Origin of the sequence: Micromonospora sp. NPDC050695, assembly GCF_040654415.1 — a bacterium.
Taxonomy (GTDB): Bacteria; Actinomycetota; Actinomycetes; order Mycobacteriales; family Micromonosporaceae; genus Micromonospora.
On sequence record NZ_JBFAHZ010000026.1, the window covers coordinates 12,699 to 30,806 of the forward strand.

An 18,108-nucleotide genomic window follows, 5' to 3' on the forward strand; every position below is an offset into this window, starting at 1 on the left:
GGCATGCCGCAACCCGGGCGGCGAACCGCCCGGGCTGCGACAGCGAACCTCAGCGGGTCGCCGGCATGGTGGCGAACTCGCCGGCTAGCTCGGACTCGACGATCGTCGCGGTGGTCGGCCGGCGACCGGCCGACGCCCGCCGGGCGGACGGGACGGCCAGGGCCGCGAGCGCGGCGGCCAGGGCGATCGTGGTGAGGACGAGAAACCCCATCGTGAAGCCGGCCTCCCGGGGTAGGCCGCTGGCCTGCGGGTGGGCGGTGATCACGCCGCTGACCACGGCGGCGCCGATCGCGCCGCCGATGGTGCGGATGTTGGCGTTCATGCCGGTGGCCACGCCGGTCTGGCTGGCGGGCACGCTGGCGACGATCAGGTTGGCCATCGACGCGAAGGCCAGGCCGATGCCGAGACCCACCAGGCCGCCCGCGAGGGCGACCTCCCAGCGGGTGTCGTGCGCGGCGGCCAGCATCGCGGAGGCGGCCACGTTGAACGCGGCACCGGTGGCGAGCTGCGCCTTGGCGCTGAAGACGGACTGGAGTCGCCCGGCGATCAGGCCGGCGACGAACATCGCGACGAGCATCGGCAGCATGAGCAGACCGGCCTGGCTGATGCTGGCGCCGAAGCCGTAGCCGGCGGACGTGGGGGTCTGCACGAACTGCGGAAGGAACGCGTACACGGAGAACATCGACGCGCCGTAGAGCAGGGCGACCAGGTTGGTGGTCCAGACGCCGGGCAGGCGCATCATCCGCATGTCGATCAGCGGGTTGGCCGAGCGGATCTCGGCGACCAGCCAGCCGACGAACAGCACCACGGCGAGGGCCAGCAGGCCGAGCACCCGGGTGGAGGTCCAGCCCCAGGCCGCGCCCTGGCTGATCGGCAGCAGCAGCGCGACGAGCCAGCCGGAGAGCAGCAGGGTGGCGCGCCAGTCGATGCGCCCGGGGGTACGCACCGGTGACTCGGGGATGAACAGGTGCGCGGCGACGGCGGTCAGGCCGACGACGACCATCGGGATCCAGAACAGCCAGCGGTAGTCCAGCGTGGTGACGATCGGGCCGGCGAGAACGATGCCCAGGCCACCGCCGACGGCGACGATCGCCGAGATGGCGGCCACGGCGGAGGAGACCCGCGCGGCGGGGAACTCGTCGCGGATGATGCCGAACGAGAGCGGGAACACCGCGCCGCCGATGCCCTGCACGACGCGGGCGACGATGAGGACGCCGATGTTCGGTGCGATGGCGGCCAGCAGGCAGCCGAGCGCGAGCGCGGCGAGCGAGACGACCAGCATCCGCTCCTTGCCGACCATGTCGCCGATCCGGCCGAGGATCGGCGTGAAGATCGACGCGGAGAGCAGGTAGGCGGTGAGGACCCAGGTCACGGTGTTCTGGGAGGTGTGCAGGTCCTGCTGGATGGTCGGCAGCACCGGGGTGATCAGCGACTGGAGCATCGCGAAGAACCCGGCGCCGGCCGCGAGCACGCCGAAGGTGAGCCGACGCGAGCCGCGTCGGGAGGTCACTGTCACGAGAGAAAACTCCCTGATTACGGTACGGAACGAGGTTTGTCGCCCGTCGTCCGTGACGGGCGGAGCTGTCGGGTCCGGGCGATCGGGTGGCCAGGCGGATCGGGCGGATCCCGAGGTAAGCTAAGCGGAGGGCTCCCTCCGGGCTTTCCGGAGGGGTGCCTCCACTAAGCTAGCGGAGGGTTGCCTCCGGATGCAACCGAGGTGAGGTGACGCACGTCATGACCAGCGCGGGGCAGATGCCCGAGGTCTTCGCGCAGCGGCCCAAGCGGGCCGACGCGCGGCGCAACTACGACGCCCTGGTCGCGGCGGCACGCGACGCGTTCGCCGAGCACGGCGCCGCCGCCTCCCTGGAGGACGTGGCCCGCCGGGCCGGGGTGGGCATCGGCACGCTCTACCGCAACTTCCCGACCCGCCGGCACCTCTTCGAGGCCGTGTACGTCGAGGAGGTCCGGGCACTGAGCCGCTCCGCCGAGGACCTGGCCGAGCTGCCCCCGTGGGACGCCCTCGTCGCGTGGCTGCACCGCTTCGTCGCGTACGTCGCCACCAAGCGGGCGCTCGCCGAGCAGTTGCTGCACGACTCGGAGATCTTCCAGAGCTGCCGCACGGAGATCTACGCCGCCGGCGAGCCGTTGATGCGCCGCGCGCAGGCCGCCGGTGTGGTCCGCGACGACATCGCCTTCGACGACGTGGTGCGGCTGATCAGCGGCCTCACCATGGCCCAGTTCCCCTCACCCGAGCAGCGCGACCGGGTCCTCGGTGTGGCCCTCGACGGGCTGCGCGCGCCGGCTCGCTGACCTGCCGCTCAGCGGTCGACCAGCAGCAGCCAGTCGTCGTCGAGTCGTTCGACCACGGCACCCGCCGGCCAGCGGTGAGCGGGATCGGCCACCGCCCGGGCCTGGTCGACCTGCGGTGGCCGGCTGAACCGCGCGTCGCGGAAGCTGGCCATGCCGTGGAACCGGGCTCGGCCGAAGTTCGCGGCGTCGGTGAAGCGGGCATGGTCGAACAGCGCCTCCGCGCCGAAGACCGTCCAGCGGAACAGCGCCATGTTCGCGAAACGCACGGCGTGGAAGCTGGCCGACCCGCCGAACTCGGTGTGCTCCATCGACAGCCCACCGACGAACTCGGCCTCCCGGAACGCGGCGGTGTCCTCGAAGCGGGTCGCGTCGAAACTGGTCGGCTGGCCGAAGGTCGCCCGCCGGAATGAGGCCGGGCCGGCGAAACTGGACCGCCGGCAGGACAGGCCGTCGAACGTGGCACCGTCGAAGCTGGCCGAACCGCCGAAGCGGGCACCGTCCAGCACGACCTCCCCGTCGGCGTCGAGATCGTCGAAGACCACGTCATCGAAGACCGCCGCCGCGAGCAGGAGACGCCCCTTCGCGGTCGCACCCGCGAAGGTCGTCGTGCCGGTGAACGTCGCCGCGGTGAAGTTCGCGTCGACCAGCGTGCAGCCGGTGGCGTCGACGTCGACCAGGGCGGCGCCGGTCAGGTCCAGCACGACGCCGGGCCAGTGGTCCGCGCCGTCCGCGCGCAGGTGCCGGGTCAGGACCCGCTGCGCGGTGCGCCGGACCTCGGTCTCGCGCGGCTCGTCGTTCGGCGCCGGCATCCGCAGGTACGCGCAGAGCACCGCCACGATCGTCGGTCGCTGCGCCGGATTGTCCTGCCCGAGGCGTTCCAACGCGTGCAGCCCGCCCAGGCGTACGGCCGCACTGTCGTTGCCGAGCAGCTCGACCGCTCGGGTGTACAGCTCGGTGAGCCGGCGCTCCGCCGCGTCGTGTTCGGCCGCCCCGGACTGCCGGTCCTGGTGGCGCTGCGCGGCCTCGGCCACCGACTCGGCGTGCGCCTGCACCCGGTCACGGTGCGCCTGGTCCCGGGTGGCGACGCTCTCCTGATGCCGCTGCGCGCGTTCGGCGATCCACTGACGACGCGCGGCCAGCAGCAGGGCCAGTCCACCGCCGGTGCCGGCGACCACGGTCAGCCCGGTGCGGATCGCGTCGATGCGCAGGGTGGCGCGGACGTCCGGCTGGCCGGCCCGGTCGGCCTCGGCGAGCAGCAGGTCTAGGACCAGCCAGCCCAGGGCGGCGGCGAGCAGCAGGCCGACCAGGACCAGCCACCACGGCATCACCCGCAGCTGGCGCTCGGGAGGTTCGTCGGCAACCACGGCCACAGCATGCCAGCCACCGGCTCCGTCCGATATGGAGAGCAGCGTTATGCCCGTTTGCGCCCTCGCCGGGACAACGGGTTACCGGCGCGTAACAAGTCATTGACGTTTCCGAATTGTTGCGGGCATCATCGTCGCACGGTCGACCGGACACCCCCACCCACCTGCCCGGTTCGCCGGGTGCCTCCCCCCGGAGGTGCAGCCATGCTGCTCCGAAAGACCGCCCTCGTCCTGGCTCTCGCCACCGCCGCCGTCCTCGCGACCACCACCGCGGCCACCGCCGCGCCCGCCGCCACCGCCACCGCCACCGTCGCCACCGCCACCGTCGCCACCGCCACCGTCGCTGCCGCCAACCCGGTCATCGTGGTCGGCGGGCTCAGCGGTGTCGCCGTCGCGTACGAGCCGATCGCCGCCCGCCTGCGCGGCGACGGCTACCGGACCTTCATCTACCAACTGCCCAACCTGGGCCTCGGCGACATCCCCACCTCCGCCCGCGCCTTCGCCAGCTACGTCGAGCAGGTACGCGCCAGCACCGGGGCGTCGACCGTCGACCTCGTCGCCCACTCCGAGGGTGGCCTGGTCAGCCGCTACTACCTCAAACGGCTCGGCGGCACCGCCACCATCGGCCGGTACGTCAGCCTGGGCACACCGCAGTACGGCACCTACGTGGCGAACATCGTGGCGTTACTGGGCCTCGGCAGCTGCGCCGGCATCGTGGCCTGCCAGCAGATGACCATCGGCTCGGCGTTCCTCGCCGACCTCAACGCCGGCGACGACACACCGGGCGGGGTGCGTTACACCACCATCCGAACTCTCCAGGACGAACTGGTCCGGCCCACCGGGAACGCCGCCGTCAACGACGGGGCGACGAACGTGCTGATCCAGGCGTACTGCCCGCTGCGGGTCGTCGGGCACCTCGGCCTGGTGCTCGACGGCACCGCGTACACCATCGTGCGCGGCGCCCTGGTCGACGGCCCGGTGCGACCCAACTGCCTCGCGCTCTGACCCGGTCCGTGGAGGTGGTCCCGCAGGGGGCCACCTCCACGGGGCGCGCGGCGGCGAGTGTCGGGTGGACGACGATCCCGCGAAAGGGTGTGGCAGACATCAGATGTCCTCGATAGCCTGCTCCGGCTGTCCAAAACGGACAGAGACGCGACCTGTCAGAAGGAGCAGCGGGCATGACCGAGCCGCACACCGCGCCGCCGGAGGGCACACCGCCGACCGTGCCGCAGCTCGATGTCCGAGCCGCCGAACCGCCGGCGGCCGACACACCGACACCCACCGGCGGATTCGCCGACCGGCCACCCGGCTATCCCAACGCGCTGGTCTGGCTGCGCGCCGGAATCCTGCGGGACTGGCGGGGTGTGCTCGGCGCCTTCGTCGCCACCTGGTTCTATCTGCCGGTCGCGCTGCTCCTGGCGTTCTGGGGCGGTCTCGCCTTCGCCGTCGCCGGGCTCTTCGCCGGCGGGTTCGGCACCGAGGACCAGGTGCCGTCGGTGCTGCGCGACGCGCCGCTGATCGGCTCCCTGCTGGACGCGTTCCTCAGCCGCTCCGGCGGGGTGCTCGGCGGCGTGGTCGGCTTCGTCGCCGGGTTCCTGATTGGCTTCCTCGTCGTACTCGTGCTGCCCTGGCTGGGGTCCGCCGACGAGCCCTTCGCGGTGATCACCGGCCTGGTCGGCACGGTCGGCGCGGCGGCGCTGATCGGGGTCCTCTACACGCTCTACCGGGTGCTGCTGGAACCGCGCCTGCTGGTGGTCTCCGGCGCCCGCCAGCCCAGCCGTCGTGAGGTCGCGCGGCTGCGCCCCGTGCTGGAGGACTGCGCGCGCCGGCTCGGCCTGCCTACCGTGCCACGGCTGCTCATGGAGGACGATCCCGTCCTGAGCAACGCCCGCACGTACGCCCGGCACGTGGTGGTCACCACCGCCGTGCTGACCGAACCGGACGACGAGGTCGCCGCGCTGCTCAGCCACGAGCTGGTGCACTGGCGCACCGGGGACGAGATCACCAGCGCCTTCGTCCGCGGTGTCGGCCTGCCGCTGACCCTCGCGCACGCCCTGCCGACCTGGCTGATGCGCACCTTCCCGCACCCGGCCACCAACTTCGTGGTCTTCGTGTTCTTCTGGCCGGTGCTGCTCACCATGCGGTACGTGGTGCTGCCGCTGCACGCCCGCGACGTCCGCGCCGCGGAGTACCGGGCCGACCTCGGCGCCGTGCTCACCGGGCACGTCGACGGGCTCCGGCGCATCCTGGAACGCCGGCTGTCGTTCGAGTCCGGCCGCAGCGGCTGGGACGAGGCGGTCTGCGCCACCCACCCACCGCACGAGCTTCGGCTCGACGCACTGGACCGGGCGTCGGTGGCCGGTGTGCCCGCCGGGGCGGGCGAGTCCGCCGCCGTCACGGCCGAGGGGCTGTTCGGCCAGTCCGGCCCGGTCGGCACCCGGCGTACCTGGTTGGTGGTCGGCGCCCTTCTGCTGGCAGCCTGCGTCGGCACCGGCGGGCTCGGCGTGGTGCAGTGGGCGTTCTTCCGGCCGCAGGCGGCGGTCGACGGGTATTTCTCCGCGCTCGCCGACCGGGACAGCGACGCCGCGCTCGGCTTCCTGGCCGATCAGAGCGGCGTCACCGACCGCAAGCTGCTCGCCCAGCTGCTGCGCGGCAAGGGCTACCAGCCGCCCACCGACGTCGAGATCACCTCGCTGGAGCGCGACGGCGACACCGCGACGGCCACGGTGGCGTACCGGCTGGCCGACGCGCCGCAGACCGCCACTCTGACCCTCTACCGCTCCGACGACGCCACCGCGGGGCTGTTCCACGGCTGGCGGTTGGGCGGCGGCCTGAGCCAGCTCGACGCGCCGGTCGCCGGCCCCGGGGTGCGGCTCAACGGGGTGGAGCTGCCGGGCGCCACCGAGGGCCCTCCGCTGGCGCTGCTGGCGGGCACCTACACCGCGAGCGGCCCGTCCAGCGCGCTCAGCGAGACGCCGAACGAGACCGTGACGGTCGGGCCGGGGCAGAGCACGGCGACCCTGCAACTGGCTCCGGTGCTCAAGCCGGCGGCGCTCGAGGCCGTCGACGCCCGGGTCCGCGCGTGGTTGGACGAGTGCGCCAAGCAGACGGTCGTCGCACCGCCGGGCTGCCCGTTCCGCCACTACGGCGGCTCCACGCAGAAGGTGACCTGGAAGATCCTGGAGTACCCGAAGCTCACCGTCGAGCTGACCGGCCCGGCCACCGCCCAGGTCGGCACTCCGTACGAGACGCAGGGGAAGGTGCAGGTCAGCGGCACCACCACGTACTTCGGCAGCAGCGCACCGTTCACCGAGGAGGACGCGTTCACCGTCGCGGGCGTCGCCACCGCCGACGGGGACACCGTCACCTTCCGCCCCGCCACCAACTGACCGGAGAGATCGTGACCGACCGTGACGCCGAGGCCCGGCTGCCCGTCCGGCTGACCATCAACCCCCGCCAGCGGCAACCGCCACCGGTCGCCCTGCTCGACTGGATCCATCGCAGCCCGGTGTACCGGCCGGTGGTCCGTCCGGGTGGTGGCGGCGGGGGACGGCCGGGCTTCAGCGACGCGGTGATCATCGCGGTGCTGGCCCAGGGGCTGCTTCCGGGGTTGTTCAACCTGTTGCAGTCCTGGGTCGACCAGCAGCGCACCGAGGCCAGCATCCGGATCCAGGCCGGAGACACCGAGGTGGAACTGCAGGTGACCGGGCGCACCGACTCCGCCCGGCTGCTGGCACAGGCGACCGAGGCGCTGCGGGCCGCCCGGGATTCCGGGTCGGACGCCGCCGACTGACCCGGCGGCGTCCGACCCGGCGGGTCAGCTCGCCTTGCTCAGCTCGCCTTGCTCAGCTCGCCTTGCTCAGCGCGTCGAACTCGTCGTCGGTGAGTCGTACGTCGGCCGCTCCCACGTTCTCCTCCAGGTGCGCCACCGAGGACGTACCCGGGATCGGCAGCATCACCGGCGAGCGGCGCAGCAGCCAGGCCAGCGCGAGCTGTGCGGGCGTGGCGCCCTGCCCGGCGGAGATCGCGTCCAGCGGGCCGCCGGGCCGGGCCAGCTCACCGGTCGCGATCGGGAACCACGGGATGAACGCGAGGTCGTTGCGCTCGCAGTACTCCAGCACGTCCTCGGCGCTGCGGTTGGCGAGGTTGTACAGGTTCTGCACGGAGACGATCTCGGTGATCGCCCGGGCCTGCTCGATCTGCTCCACGCTCACCTCGGACAACCCGATGTGCCGGATCTTGCCCTCCTCGCGCAGCAACGCCAGCTCGCCCAGCTGATCGGCGAGCGGCACCTGCGGGTCGATCCGGTGCAGCTGGTAGAGCGGGATGCTGTCCAGCCCGAGGTGGCGCAGGCTCAGCTCACACTGCTGGCGCAGATACTCCGGACGGCCGACCGGACGCCAGTCGCCCGGCCCGGAGCGGGTCAGCCCGGCCTTGGTGGCGATGACCAGATCATCGGCGTACGGGTGCAGGGCCTCGCGGATCAGCAGCTCGGAGACGAACGGCCCGTACGAGTCGGCGGTGTCGATGAACGTCACGCCCAGCTCGACGGCCCGGCGCAGCACCCGCAGCGCCTCCGCCGGGTCCTTCGGGTCGCCCCAGACACCCGGGCCGGTGATCTGCATCGCCCCGTAGCCGAGCCGGTTGACCGTGACGTCGCCGCCGATCCGGTACGTGCCGGACGCCTTCGCGGGCTGCTTACTGATATCGGTCGCCATTCGCGGATTCCCCAATCGTGTCGTCGCGTGGTGGGAGCCCAGCCACCCACCACCCAGCTGATGATCCCCGAATCGCGCCGAGGTATCCCCGCAGGGTGGCGAATTGGGGTGGTGCTACCCCTGGCGTGCCCACTGTCCGGTCTGCTACCTCTGAACGAGGCCGCTCGGGGGAGGCGCGATGTGGCGACGGTTCAGACCCGACCCGGTACGCCGGCTGCGGCAGCGGCTGGACCGCTTCGCGGCCACCCGGAACCCCCGCGAGGTGCTCGACTCCGGGGCGATCCGCGACGCCGAGACGGTCATCGAGCTGGTGACCGCCACGCCGACGGACGGGCCCCTGCCGGAGCCGGTCGTCGAGGGCGTCGTCCTGCTCGCCTGCCTGCACTCGTACCGCTACCAGCTGCTGCCCCCGGGTGAGGACGCCGACGACCTCGCGCAGGCCGTGCAGCTCACCGAGTTCCTGCTGCGCTTCGCCCCGCACCGGGTGCCGCCGTCGCTGCTGGCCGTCCTGGGCGTCGGCGGACCGGGTGCGGCCCGCGTCCCGGGCCCCCGCGACCCCGCCCCGCCGCGTCGCCTCCCGAACCCCCGCGCGGCGGACGACGCGGCCGGCGCACAGTACGTCGAGGCGGTCCTGCTGATGGGCGCGGCGGAGGCCAGCCACGACTACCGGGCCGCCGACCGCGCCGAGGCGCTGCTGCGGCAGGCGGTCGCCGGCACCCCGCCCGACGCGCCGGAGCGGCTGCACTACCTGTCCGCCCTCGGCAAGGTGCACCGCGACCAGTTCCAGCACCTGGGCCGGCGGCGTGCCCTGCCGGCCGCGATCGACGCGCACCGGGAGAGCCTGGAGTCCACCCCGGTCGGTGACCCGGAACGTCCGGTCCGGTTGTTCAACCTCGGCAACGTCCTGAGCGACCGGTACGAGACCGACGACGACCCGGCCGACCTGGACGAGGCGATCACCCTGCTGCGCGACGCCGCCCGGACCGCCGGCGCGAGCGCACCGGTGGGGGCCATGGCACGCACCAACCTGGGGCAGCGGCTGCGCGACCGGTGGCGGCTGCGCGGGCGACCCGGCGACCTGGACGAGGCGGTCGACGCCTTCGACGCGGCCCGCCACAGCGGCGATCCCCGGGTCGCCGCACTGCACGGCACGGCCCTCGCCGAACGGTTCCTGCGCGACCGCACGCCCGCCGACCGGGACGCCGCGATCGACGCGTACCGGTCGGCGTTGACCGGGTTCGGCGGGCTCGCACCGGACCTGGCCGGCACCGCGCACGCCGGGCTCGCCGCCCTGCTCGCCGTACGGCATGAGGCCGACGCCGCCCCGGCCGACCTCGACGCGGCGATCGAGGCGTACCGGGCGGCGGCCGCCGTCGGGTCGACCCACGGCGGTCCGGACCGCGACGAGGTACGCCACGCCGTGGCCGGCCTGCTGGTCACCCGGTACGAGCAGCGGCGTCGCGTCGACGACATCGCCGAGGCGGTGCGCCTGCTGCGCGACGGTGTCGCCGTCACCCGGGAGCGGGCCGGTCGGGCCCGCCTGCTCGCCGACCTCGGCTACGCGCTCGGCCGGGGCCACCTCGATCTGGGCGGGGTGGACGCGCTGCGGGCCGCCTGCGACGCGCTCACCGAGGCCGGGTCGCTGCTGGCCCGCAGCAACCCGCTGCGCCACCAGGTGCTCAACAACCTCGGCAACGCGCTGCGCGAACTCTCCGACCTCGCCGGGGAACCGGCGCTGCTGAAGCCGGCCGCCGCGGCGCTGCGCGACGCGGTGGCGGCCGTCGCGACGGACGCCGACCTGCTGCCCCGCTACCGCTCGAACCTGGGCCTGGTGCTGCAGGCCCTGTTCGCCTCGACGCAGGACCTGGCGACCCTCACCGAGGCCATCGAGGTGCTGGCCCAGGTGACCGGGACCGCGCCGGCCGGGCACCCGGACCGGTTGCCGGCGTTGACCAACTACGGCTCCGCGCTGAACCGCCGTGTCGAACTCGCCCTGGACGGCGCGTTGCCCACCGGGGGCGTACCCGCCGACGAGGTCGCGGCCGGCGTCGCCCGGGACTCCGACGCGGCGGTCACCGCGCTGCGCGAGGCCGCCGACCTGGCCGAGCGGGACGCCGAACCGTCCGAGTACGTCCAGACGCTGGCCACCCTCGCCCTGGCCCACCTGCTGCGGCACCCGCTGCGCGACGACCCGGCGGCACTGGACGAGGCGATCGGTCTGCTGAAGCGGTTGGATGACCGACCCCTGGTGGGCGTGGACCGGCACCGGATCCGTACCAACCTCGGCAACGCCCTGCTGCTGCGCTTCCGGGCGGGACGCGCCGACGCCGACGCCGAGGCCATGCTGGCCACGTTCCGGGGTGCGGTCGGCGCGCTGTCCGCCGAGCATCCCGCCCGCACCATGTGCCTGAGCAACCTCGCCACCGCCCTCGAAGCGGTCGCCGAGGCCGAGGCCGACGGGTCCGCCGCACTGGTCGAGGCGAGCGCCGTGCCGCGTGCCACCGCGCTGGCCGAGGCGACCACCGTGCTGCGCGCCGCCGCGCTGACCGAGGCGACCGCCGTGCTGCGCGCCGCCGCCCAGGTCGAGGCCGCGCCGTCGCTGCTGCGCGCCAGTGCGGCCAGCCGGTACGCGGCACACGCCGAGGCGGCCGGTGACCTGCCGGCGGCCCTCGACGGGTACGCCACCGCGATCGAGCTGATCGACCTGGTGGCCTGGCACGGCATGGACCCCGACGACCAGGCCCGCCTGCTCGGCCTGTTTCCCGGCCTGGCCAGCGACGCGGCGGCGGTCGCCATCGCCCTCGACCGGCCGCGGCGCGCGGTCGAGCTGCTCGAGTACGGCCGGGGCGTCCTGCTGACCCGGGCCCACGACGCGGGCGCCGACCTGGCCGCACTGCGGGCCCAGGCACCCCGCCTGGCCGCTCGGCTCGCCGAGGTGCAGGCCGCCCTCGACGACTTCGTCGTGCCGCCGTCCGGCGCGCTGTCACCGCCGGGCGGGGTGGTGTCGCCGCCGTCCGGCGCGGTGTCACCGCCGGGCGGGGCGGGGGCGGCCCCGGAGCGGCGCTACGACCTCGCCGTCCGCCGGCGCGACCTGTTGGCCGAGATCCGCGACCGGCCCGGGTTCGCCGACTTCCTCCGCCCGCCGCCGTTCGCCGCGCTGGCCGGTGCCGCCGTCGGCGGTCCCGTGGTGCTGGTGAACGTGGCCGCCCGGCGCTGCGACGCGCTTGTCGTCGCCGACGGTCGGGTCGAGTTGGTGCCGCTGCCCGAGCTGACCCTGGCCGAGCTGGTCGACCGGACGGCAGGTTTCCTGACCGCGATCGCGGTGCTCACCGGCCCGGCGGCGCCGGACGCCTCGGAGCCGCAGACGCAGCGGCGTCGAGCGGCGGCACGTGCCGAGGTCGGCCGCACCGTGGACTGGCTGTGGCGGGTCGTCGCCGCACCGGTGCTCGAGGCGGCCCTGCCCGAGGCGGCCCCGTCCGGAGCGGCCCAGCCCGACGCGGGCTGGCCACGACTGTGGTGGTGCCCCACCGGGCTGCTCACCCTGCTGCCGTTGCACGCGGCCGGCCCGCTCGACGGCGGCGACGGGGTGCTCGACCGGGTGGTGCCGTCGTACACGGCCTCGCTGCGGGCGCTGGCGCACGCCCGCCGTGGCGCACCGCCCCGACCCGAACCGGTCGACTCGGCGTTGGTGGTCGGCATGCCCCAGACCCCGGGTCTGGCCGACCTGCCCGGCGTCGGCCGGGAGGAGGAGATCGTCCGCCGGCACGTGCCCCGGGTCCGTTCGCTGCTCGGCCCGTCGGCCACCCCGGCGGCGGTGCTGGCCGCGCTGCCCGACCAGCCGGTCGTCCACCTGTCCTGTCACGGCACACAGGACCTGCGGGCACCGGCCTGGGGGCGCCTCGCGCTGGCCGGGGGCGCGCTGCACGTCCGGGACCTGTGGCGCTCCGCCGGCAACCCGGCCGCGCTGGCCGTCCTCTCCGCCTGCGAGACGGTACGCGGCGGGGCGGCCCTGCCCGACGAGGCGCTCACCCTCGGCACCGCGTTCCAGCTCGCCGGGTTTCGGCAGGTCATCGGCGCGCTCTGGTCCATCTCGGACGCGTTGACCGTGCGGCTCTGCGCCGACGTGTACGACGGCCTGGCGGTGCCCGGCGGGATCGCACCGGACCGGGCGGCCGCGGCCCTGCACCAGGCGGTCCGTCAGCTCCGCGCCGCCCTGCCCGGGCTACCCGACGTGTGGGCGGGCTACGCCCACCTCGGCCCCTGACGAGCCCCGGTCAGGCACCGGGCGCGTACCAGGTCACCCCGACGGCGGCGACCAGCAGTGCGGTGCAGAGCAGCACCAGCCACACCCCGGTGCGCAGGAACCGGACCGCCGCCAGGGCCTCCAGATGGTCGCCGAGCGGGGCCGGCGGGAGGTCCGCCACCGGGGTCACCGTCAACCGGCCGTGCGCCGCGCGCAGCAGCGCCAACGCCCCGCCCACGCCGGCGGCCAGCGCGGCGAGCAGCAGCACCCCGACCAGCGTCCCCCAGCCGGACGCGAGGGTGGTGACGTCGGTGCGGCCCCGGATCAGGCTGAACCCGACCAACGCCACCAGCAGCCCACCGAGACCGTTGCGCCAGGCCACCGCGGCCGCACGCACCCGCTCCAACTCGCCGCGCAGCAGACCCGCCACCTGCTGGGCGCGGCGCAGGTCGGCGACGGTCGCGGGCGGCCCGGGACGCAGCCGGATCATGCCTCGACCTCCAGCCGCAACGTCCAGTGCGCGCCGCACCCGCGCAACCCGAGCGGCCGGGCCGGATGGTCGGCCTCGCACTCGCAGAGCACCGTGCGGTAGTCCGGATCCGACGCCACCACCGAGGCGTCCCGCCGGTACAGCCCGTCGACGAGGGTGCTGGTCATCGAGTGGTCGCAGCGGGGGCACCGCCCGCTGAGCTGCACCGCGAACTCGAACTCGCGCACCGCGAAGCCCGCCGCGGCCCGCGCCGCGTACGCCTCGTCGGTCACCTCGGCGTACGGCAGCGCGCCCGCCGCCGGCTCGTCGTCACCCATCCCGACCTCCCAAAGGCCCGCCGCCCGGATCGTCCACCGTAGTCGGTCACGGCACCCCGACCGGGTGGACCAACGGGTCGACGTCCGCATCGATCGTCGATGCCCGGCGCCAACCCGACCGGGGTCAGTTGCGCCGAGCGACCCGTACGGCCGGCACCGGCGTGCGACGCTGGGGCTCGTGCCGGCGACACCGGCCGGGCCGGTACGTGCCGGCGCGACGGCGGAGGGAGCACCCATGGCGGGAGTGCCGCAGCTCAACTTCGCGCTCGACACGTACGAGTGCATCGTGATCTATCCCGGCGCGGCCGGACGGGCCCTGCCCGCCGAGACCGTGCAACGGTTGCAGGCCGAGCACACCGAGCACATGCAGGCGTTGCAGCGCAGCGGCATCATCCTGGTCGCCGGCTCGGTGGACGGGCCGGCCCGCAACCCAGACCCGCCGATCGGCTTCGGGCTGGCCCGCACCGGCAGTGTCGACGACGTCCGCAGCGTCCTCGAAGCCGATCCGGCCGTGCAGGCCGGTCTCTACCGGGTGGACGTGCTGACCTTCCTCTGCCCGGCCGGTTCACTGGAGTTCCCGCTGGTGAAGACTCAGAGCTGACCTGGCGGTCCATCGGTGGCTGTCGTGATGGTGACGGCGTCCGGCCGCCCGCCGGTGCTACGGTCGCGCCCTGCGCGGGCCGCCGCCGGGGCGTACCCGGCGCCACTGGTCGGCCCCGGTCGAGGAGTCGCCATGATCTCCGCCGCCAGCCCCGACGTCGCGTCCGCCGCAGCCCGGCTGCGCGCCCTGCTCGGTGACCGGCTGCACGAGCCGGGCGATCCCGCCTTCGACACCACCACCCGGCTCTGGAACGGCGCCGTGGACCGTTCGCCCGCGCTGGTCGCCGAGTGCCTGGACGCCGACGAGGTCGCCGGCGTGCTCCGCGTCGCCGCCCGGTGCCACCTGCCGGTGTCGGTCCGCTCCGGCGGCCACGACTGGGCCGGGCGGGCGTTGCGCGACGGCGGTGTGGTGCTCGACCTGACCGGACTGCGCGCTGTCGACATCGACGCGGACACGGCCACGATCACCGTCGGCGGCGGGGTGACGGCGGCCGGTCTGCTGGCCGCCGCCCACCCGTACGGCCTGGTGGTGCCCACCGGCACCGTCCGGGACGTGGGCATGGCCGGGCTGACCCTGGCCGGCGGTTACGGCCCGCTGTGCGGCCGGTTCGGGCTGCCCCTGGACAACCTGCTCGGTGCCGAGGTGGTCCTCGCCGACGGCCGTCGGGTCACCGCCGATCCGGATCACGACGCCGAGCTGTACTGGGCGCTGCGCGGTGGCGGGGGCAACCTCGGCGTGGTCACCGAGCTGCGCTACCGCGCGCACCGGCTGCCCGGCGTGCTGGCCGGCATGATCATGTTCGCGTTGGCCGAGGCGCCGGCCGTGCTGCGCGGCTACGGCGCGCTGCTCGCCGAGGCCCCGGACGAGCTGACCGTGATGGCCGGCTTCCTGCCCGGCCCGGCCGGCGAGCCGGTGGTCTTCGTCTGCCCGTTCTACAGCGGCCCGGACCTGGACGCCGGGCAGCCGTGGATGGACCGGCTGCGGGCGCTGGGCACGCCGCTGGTCGACCAGATCACCCCGATGCCGTACGCGGACGCGGTGCGGATGTTCGACGGCGGGATGGTCGACGGCAACCACTATCTGCTGCGCACCCGCTGGCTGCCGGGGCTCACCGACGGCGCCGTGGACACACTCGTCGACGCCGCCCGGCAGGTCAGCTCGCCGCACTCCGCGGTGGCCCTGCACCACTTCCACGGCGCGGCCACCCGGGTCGGGCTCGCCGACACCGCGTTCGGCCTGCGTACCGACCACGTGCTCACCGAGATCATCGCGGTCTGGGCGCCGGGGGAGGAGGCCGGACCGCACCGGGACTGGGCCGAGCACACCTCGGCGGCCCTCGCACCGCTCGCCCTGCCCGGCGGCTATCCGAACCTGCTCGCCCCGGAGGAGACCGACCGGGTCCGGCTGGCCTACGGCCCGAACTGGGCGCGCCTGCGGCAGGCCAAGCGGCACTACGACCCCCGCGACCTGATCACCGCGGTGCCCACCCTGCCCCCGTCGGGGCACCGCGGGTGAGCCGCCGCCGGGAGCACCCCGAGGGTGTACGCGGGCGGAGGCGTACGATTCCGGGCGCGCGGTCGCCGTTGCCCGTCGCCACAACGTTCCCGGTGCGGTTCTGCCCGCCGGCCCGACGTGCACCGCGCGTCGTTGGACACCTGTTCCGCTGCCTGCAAGGGGTCGGCCACGAATCCGACCCGAAGGAGAGACTAGCCTGATGGGCGTGACACGCCGCGCGAAGATCGTCTGCACTCTTGGCCCCGCCACCTCGTCCCCGGAGCGCATCCGGGGCCTCGTCGAGGCCGGTATGAACGTGGCGAGGCTCAACTTCAGCCACGGCAGCCACGCCGATCACGAGGCGGTCTACCGGCTGGTCCGGGAGGCGTCCGAGGCGGCCGGCAAGCCGGTGGCCGTCCTCGCCGACCTGCAGGGGCCCAAGATCCGGCTTGGCCGGTTCGCCGACGGCCCGCACGAGTGGCGCACCGGCGACTCGGTCGTGATCACCGGCGACGACATCGTCGGCACCAAGGAGCGGGTCTCCTGCACGTACCGCAAGCTGCCGCAGGAGGTGAAGCCCGGTGACCGCCTGCTGATCGACGACGGCCGGGTCGCCGTCGAGGTCACCGACGTCACCGGCAACGACATCCGCTGCCTGGTCACCGAGGGCGGTCCGGTCTCCAACAACAAGGGCGTCTCGCTGCCCAACGTGGCGGTCAGCGTTCCCGCCATGTCGGACAAGGACGCCGAGGATCTGCGCTTCTCCCTCGGGCTCGGTGTCGACCTGGTCGCCCTGTCCTTCGTCCGGTCGGCCGAGGACATCAAGCTCGTGCACGGGATCATGGCCGAGGAGGGCGTGTTCCGGCCGGTGCTGGCCAAGGTCGAGAAGCCGGAGGCCGTGGAGCACCTCGAGGCCATCGTGCTGGCCTTCGACGGCGTGATGGTCGCCCGCGGTGACCTCGGTGTCGAGATGCCGCTGGACGAGGTCCCGCTGGTGCAGAAGCGGGCCGTGCAGCTGTGCCGGGAGAACGCCAAGCCGGTCATCGTGGCCACCCAGATGCTCGACTCCATGATCGAGAACTCCCGCCCCACCCGGGCGGAGGCCTCCGACGTGGCCAACGCGGTGCTCGACGGCGCGGACGCGGTGATGCTGTCCGGCGAGACCAGCGTCGGCAAGTACCCGGTGCTGACGGTCAGCACCATGGCCAAGATCGTGACGACGACCGAGTCCGGCTCGATCGGCGTGCCCCGGCTGCAGCACGACCCGCGTACCCACGGCGGCGCGCTCACCGTGGCCGCCTCGTCGATCGCCCGGGCCATCAACGCCAAGGCCCTGGTCGCCTTCTCGCAGACCGGCGACACCGTCCGACGGCTCTCCCGGCTGCACTGTGACCTGCCGCTGCTGGCCTTCACCCCGGTCCCCGAGGTGCGTGACCAGCTCGCCCTGACCTGGGGCGTGGAGACCTTCCTGATGCCGTTCGTGCAGCACACCGACGACATGTTCCGCCAGGTCGACCAGGCGCTGCTCGGCCTCAACCGGGCCAACCCGGGCGACTACGTGGTGATCGTGGCGGGCAGCCCGCCCGGCACCCCCGGCTCGACCAACACGCTGCGCGTCCACCAGCTGGGCTCGCTGGTCGACGCCGCGTCGGCGCGGGCACTGCAGTGAGCGACGGTCGGGTCGCGGTCGGCCAGGCGGCGGTGGACCAGCTGCTGGAGGTACTGGACCTCGACTCGACCGGGGAGATGACGTTCCGGGGGATGAGCCCCCGGGTCGGCCCGCAGCGGGTGTTCGGCGGCCAGGTAGCCGGTCAGGCCCTGGTCGCCGCCGGCCGCACGGTCGACCCGGAGCGGTTCGTGCACTCCCTGCACGGCTACTTCGTCCGCCCCGGCGACCCGGCCGAACCGATCGCCTACCAGGTGGAGAACATCCGCGACGGTCGCTCCTTCTCGGTGCGCCGCGCGGTCGCCCTCCAGCACGACAAGCCGATCTTCTTCATGTCGGCGTCCTTCCAGCGGGCCGAGGAGGGGCTGGACCACCAGGCGCCGGCCCCGCCGGACGTGCCCGCCCCGCAGGACGTACCGACGATGAGCGACCGGTTGGCCCGCTACCCGGAGCGGCTGGGCATCTGGGGTCAGATCCCGCGTCCCATCGACGTGCGTTACGTCGGTGAGCCCGGCTGGGTCCGCCCCGGTGACCGGCCGGCCGACCCGCACCAGCGGGTGTGGATGCGCATCGACGGCAAACTGCCCGACGACCCGCTGCTGCACGCCTGCGCCCTCACCTACGCCTCGGACCTCACCCTGCTGGACTCGGTGCTGTCCGTACACGGCGAGGTGTGGGGGCCGGGCGGTGTGGTCGGCGCGAGCCTCGACCACGCCCTCTGGTTCCACCGGCCGTTCCGCGCCGACGAGTGGTTCCTCTACGACTGCTGGAGTCCGTCGGCGTCCGGCGCGCGAGGGCTGGCCACCGGCCGGATGTTCACCACCGACGGCCGGCAGATCGCCAGCGCCGTGCAGGAGGGTCTGCTGCGCCGCGTCGGCGCCTGAGCCCGCTCGGCCCCGTCCCCG

14 protein-coding genes are annotated in these 18,108 nt (G+C 74.1%); 9 read left to right on the forward strand and 5 right to left on the reverse strand.

Features of this window, described 5'->3' with window-relative positions:
- Positions 1 to 49: 49 nt before the first annotated feature.
- Positions 50 to 1,516 (reverse strand): MFS transporter, encoded by a 1,467-nt coding sequence (locus tag AB0H52_RS19965; RefSeq protein WP_151490073.1) that lies wholly within the window; start codon positions 1,514 to 1,516, stop codon positions 50 to 52.
- Positions 1,517 to 1,734: 218 nt separating this feature from the next.
- Between AB0H52_RS19965 and AB0H52_RS19970 the strand changes: the two genes are divergently transcribed.
- The gene (locus AB0H52_RS19970) at positions 1,735 to 2,310 is read left to right on the forward strand and encodes a TetR/AcrR family transcriptional regulator (RefSeq protein WP_151490074.1); all 576 of its coding nucleotides are present in this window, start codon (positions 1,735 to 1,737) and stop codon (positions 2,308 to 2,310) included.
- 8 nt (positions 2,311 to 2,318) lie between these two features.
- Here AB0H52_RS19970 and AB0H52_RS19975 read toward each other — a convergent pair whose 3' ends face one another.
- Positions 2,319 to 3,674: a pentapeptide repeat-containing protein gene (locus AB0H52_RS19975; RefSeq protein WP_357949163.1), complete on the reverse strand. Its 1,356-nt coding sequence runs from the start codon at positions 3,672 to 3,674 to the stop codon at positions 2,319 to 2,321.
- A gap of 204 nt (positions 3,675 to 3,878) precedes the next feature.
- Between AB0H52_RS19975 and AB0H52_RS19980 the strand changes: the two genes are divergently transcribed.
- The 3 genes from AB0H52_RS19980 (at position 3,879) to AB0H52_RS19990 (ending at position 7,467) form a co-directional block, all read left to right on the forward strand.
- Positions 3,879 to 4,679, forward strand: a complete 801-nt coding sequence (locus AB0H52_RS19980; RefSeq protein ID WP_357949166.1) for an alpha/beta fold hydrolase — start codon at positions 3,879 to 3,881, stop codon at positions 4,677 to 4,679.
- A gap of 173 nt (positions 4,680 to 4,852) precedes the next feature.
- Positions 4,853 to 7,063 carry a M48 family metalloprotease gene (locus tag AB0H52_RS19985; RefSeq protein WP_151490077.1) on the forward strand — a complete coding sequence of 737 codons (2,211 nt, stop codon included), beginning with the start codon at positions 4,853 to 4,855 and terminating at the stop codon, positions 7,061 to 7,063.
- Positions 7,064 to 7,074: 11 nt separating this feature from the next.
- Positions 7,075 to 7,467 carry a hypothetical protein gene (locus tag AB0H52_RS19990; protein WP_151490078.1) on the forward strand — a complete coding sequence of 131 codons (393 nt, stop codon included), beginning with the start codon at positions 7,075 to 7,077 and terminating at the stop codon, positions 7,465 to 7,467.
- 52 nt (positions 7,468 to 7,519) lie between these two features.
- Here AB0H52_RS19990 and AB0H52_RS19995 read toward each other — a convergent pair whose 3' ends face one another.
- A complete protein-coding gene (locus tag AB0H52_RS19995) occupies positions 7,520 to 8,392 on the reverse strand; it encodes an aldo/keto reductase (protein ID WP_357949169.1) in 873 nt (290 codons plus the stop codon).
- 178 nt (positions 8,393 to 8,570) lie between these two features.
- On the opposite strand from AB0H52_RS19995, the gene AB0H52_RS20000 reads away from it, so the two are divergent.
- Complete coding sequence (locus AB0H52_RS20000; protein ID WP_357949172.1) at positions 8,571 to 12,656, forward strand: CHAT domain-containing protein; 4,086 nt, start codon at positions 8,571 to 8,573, stop codon at positions 12,654 to 12,656.
- A gap of 10 nt (positions 12,657 to 12,666) precedes the next feature.
- On the opposite strand, the gene AB0H52_RS20005 is transcribed toward AB0H52_RS20000, so the two are convergent.
- Positions 12,667 to 13,125 (reverse strand): hypothetical protein, encoded by a 459-nt coding sequence (locus AB0H52_RS20005; protein ID WP_151491688.1) that lies wholly within the window; start codon positions 13,123 to 13,125, stop codon positions 12,667 to 12,669.
- Positions 13,122 to 13,442 carry a hypothetical protein gene (locus AB0H52_RS20010; RefSeq protein ID WP_151491689.1) on the reverse strand — a complete coding sequence of 107 codons (321 nt, stop codon included), beginning with the start codon at positions 13,440 to 13,442 and terminating at the stop codon, positions 13,122 to 13,124. The genes AB0H52_RS20005 and AB0H52_RS20010 overlap by 4 nt, the downstream gene beginning before the upstream one ends.
- Positions 13,443 to 13,677: 235 nt before the next feature.
- Here AB0H52_RS20010 and AB0H52_RS20015 point away from each other — a divergent pair, with 235 nt between their 5' ends.
- The 4 genes from AB0H52_RS20015 to AB0H52_RS20030 all read left to right on the forward strand — a co-directional run bounded on the left by AB0H52_RS20015 (position 13,678) and on the right by AB0H52_RS20030 (position 18,087).
- A complete protein-coding gene (locus tag AB0H52_RS20015) occupies positions 13,678 to 14,043 on the forward strand; it encodes a YciI family protein (protein WP_151491690.1) in 366 nt (121 codons plus the stop codon).
- 132 nt (positions 14,044 to 14,175) lie between these two features.
- Entirely contained in the window at positions 14,176 to 15,558 is a 1,383-nt protein-coding gene (locus tag AB0H52_RS20020) for an FAD-binding oxidoreductase (protein WP_357949176.1), read from the forward strand.
- A 199-nt stretch (positions 15,559 to 15,757) separates the two neighbouring features.
- Complete coding sequence (gene pyk / locus AB0H52_RS20025) at positions 15,758 to 17,206, forward strand: pyruvate kinase (RefSeq protein WP_151491692.1); 1,449 nt, start codon at positions 15,758 to 15,760, stop codon at positions 17,204 to 17,206.
- Positions 17,203 to 18,087, forward strand: coding sequence for an acyl-CoA thioesterase II (locus AB0H52_RS20030; protein WP_151491693.1), 885 nt, complete (start codon positions 17,203 to 17,205; stop codon positions 18,085 to 18,087). The genes pyk and AB0H52_RS20030 overlap by 4 nt, the downstream gene beginning before the upstream one ends.
- Positions 18,088 to 18,108 lie beyond the last annotated feature (21 nt).

Coding starts and splice junctions, on each gene's coding strand:
- AB0H52_RS19970 (WP_151490074.1), top strand. CDS start 1,735: ATGACCAGCGCGGGGCAGATGCCCGAGGTCTTCGCGCAGCGGCCCAAG.
- AB0H52_RS19980 (WP_357949166.1), top strand. CDS start 3,879: ATGCTGCTCCGAAAGACCGCCCTCGTCCTGGCTCTCGCCACCGCCGCC.
- AB0H52_RS19985 (WP_151490077.1), top strand. CDS start 4,853: ATGACCGAGCCGCACACCGCGCCGCCGGAGGGCACACCGCCGACCGTG.
- AB0H52_RS19995 (WP_357949169.1), bottom strand. CDS start 8,392: ATGGCGACCGATATCAGTAAGCAGCCCGCGAAGGCGTCCGGCACGTAC.
- AB0H52_RS20000 (WP_357949172.1), top strand. CDS start 8,571: ATGTGGCGACGGTTCAGACCCGACCCGGTACGCCGGCTGCGGCAGCGG.
- AB0H52_RS20005 (WP_151491688.1), bottom strand. CDS start 13,125: ATGATCCGGCTGCGTCCCGGGCCGCCCGCGACCGTCGCCGACCTGCGC.
- AB0H52_RS20010 (WP_151491689.1), bottom strand. CDS start 13,442: ATGGGTGACGACGAGCCGGCGGCGGGCGCGCTGCCGTACGCCGAGGTG.
- AB0H52_RS20015 (WP_151491690.1), top strand. CDS start 13,678: ATGGCGGGAGTGCCGCAGCTCAACTTCGCGCTCGACACGTACGAGTGC.
- AB0H52_RS20020 (WP_357949176.1), top strand. CDS start 14,176: ATGATCTCCGCCGCCAGCCCCGACGTCGCGTCCGCCGCAGCCCGGCTG.
- pyk (WP_151491692.1), top strand. CDS start 15,758: ATGGGCGTGACACGCCGCGCGAAGATCGTCTGCACTCTTGGCCCCGCC.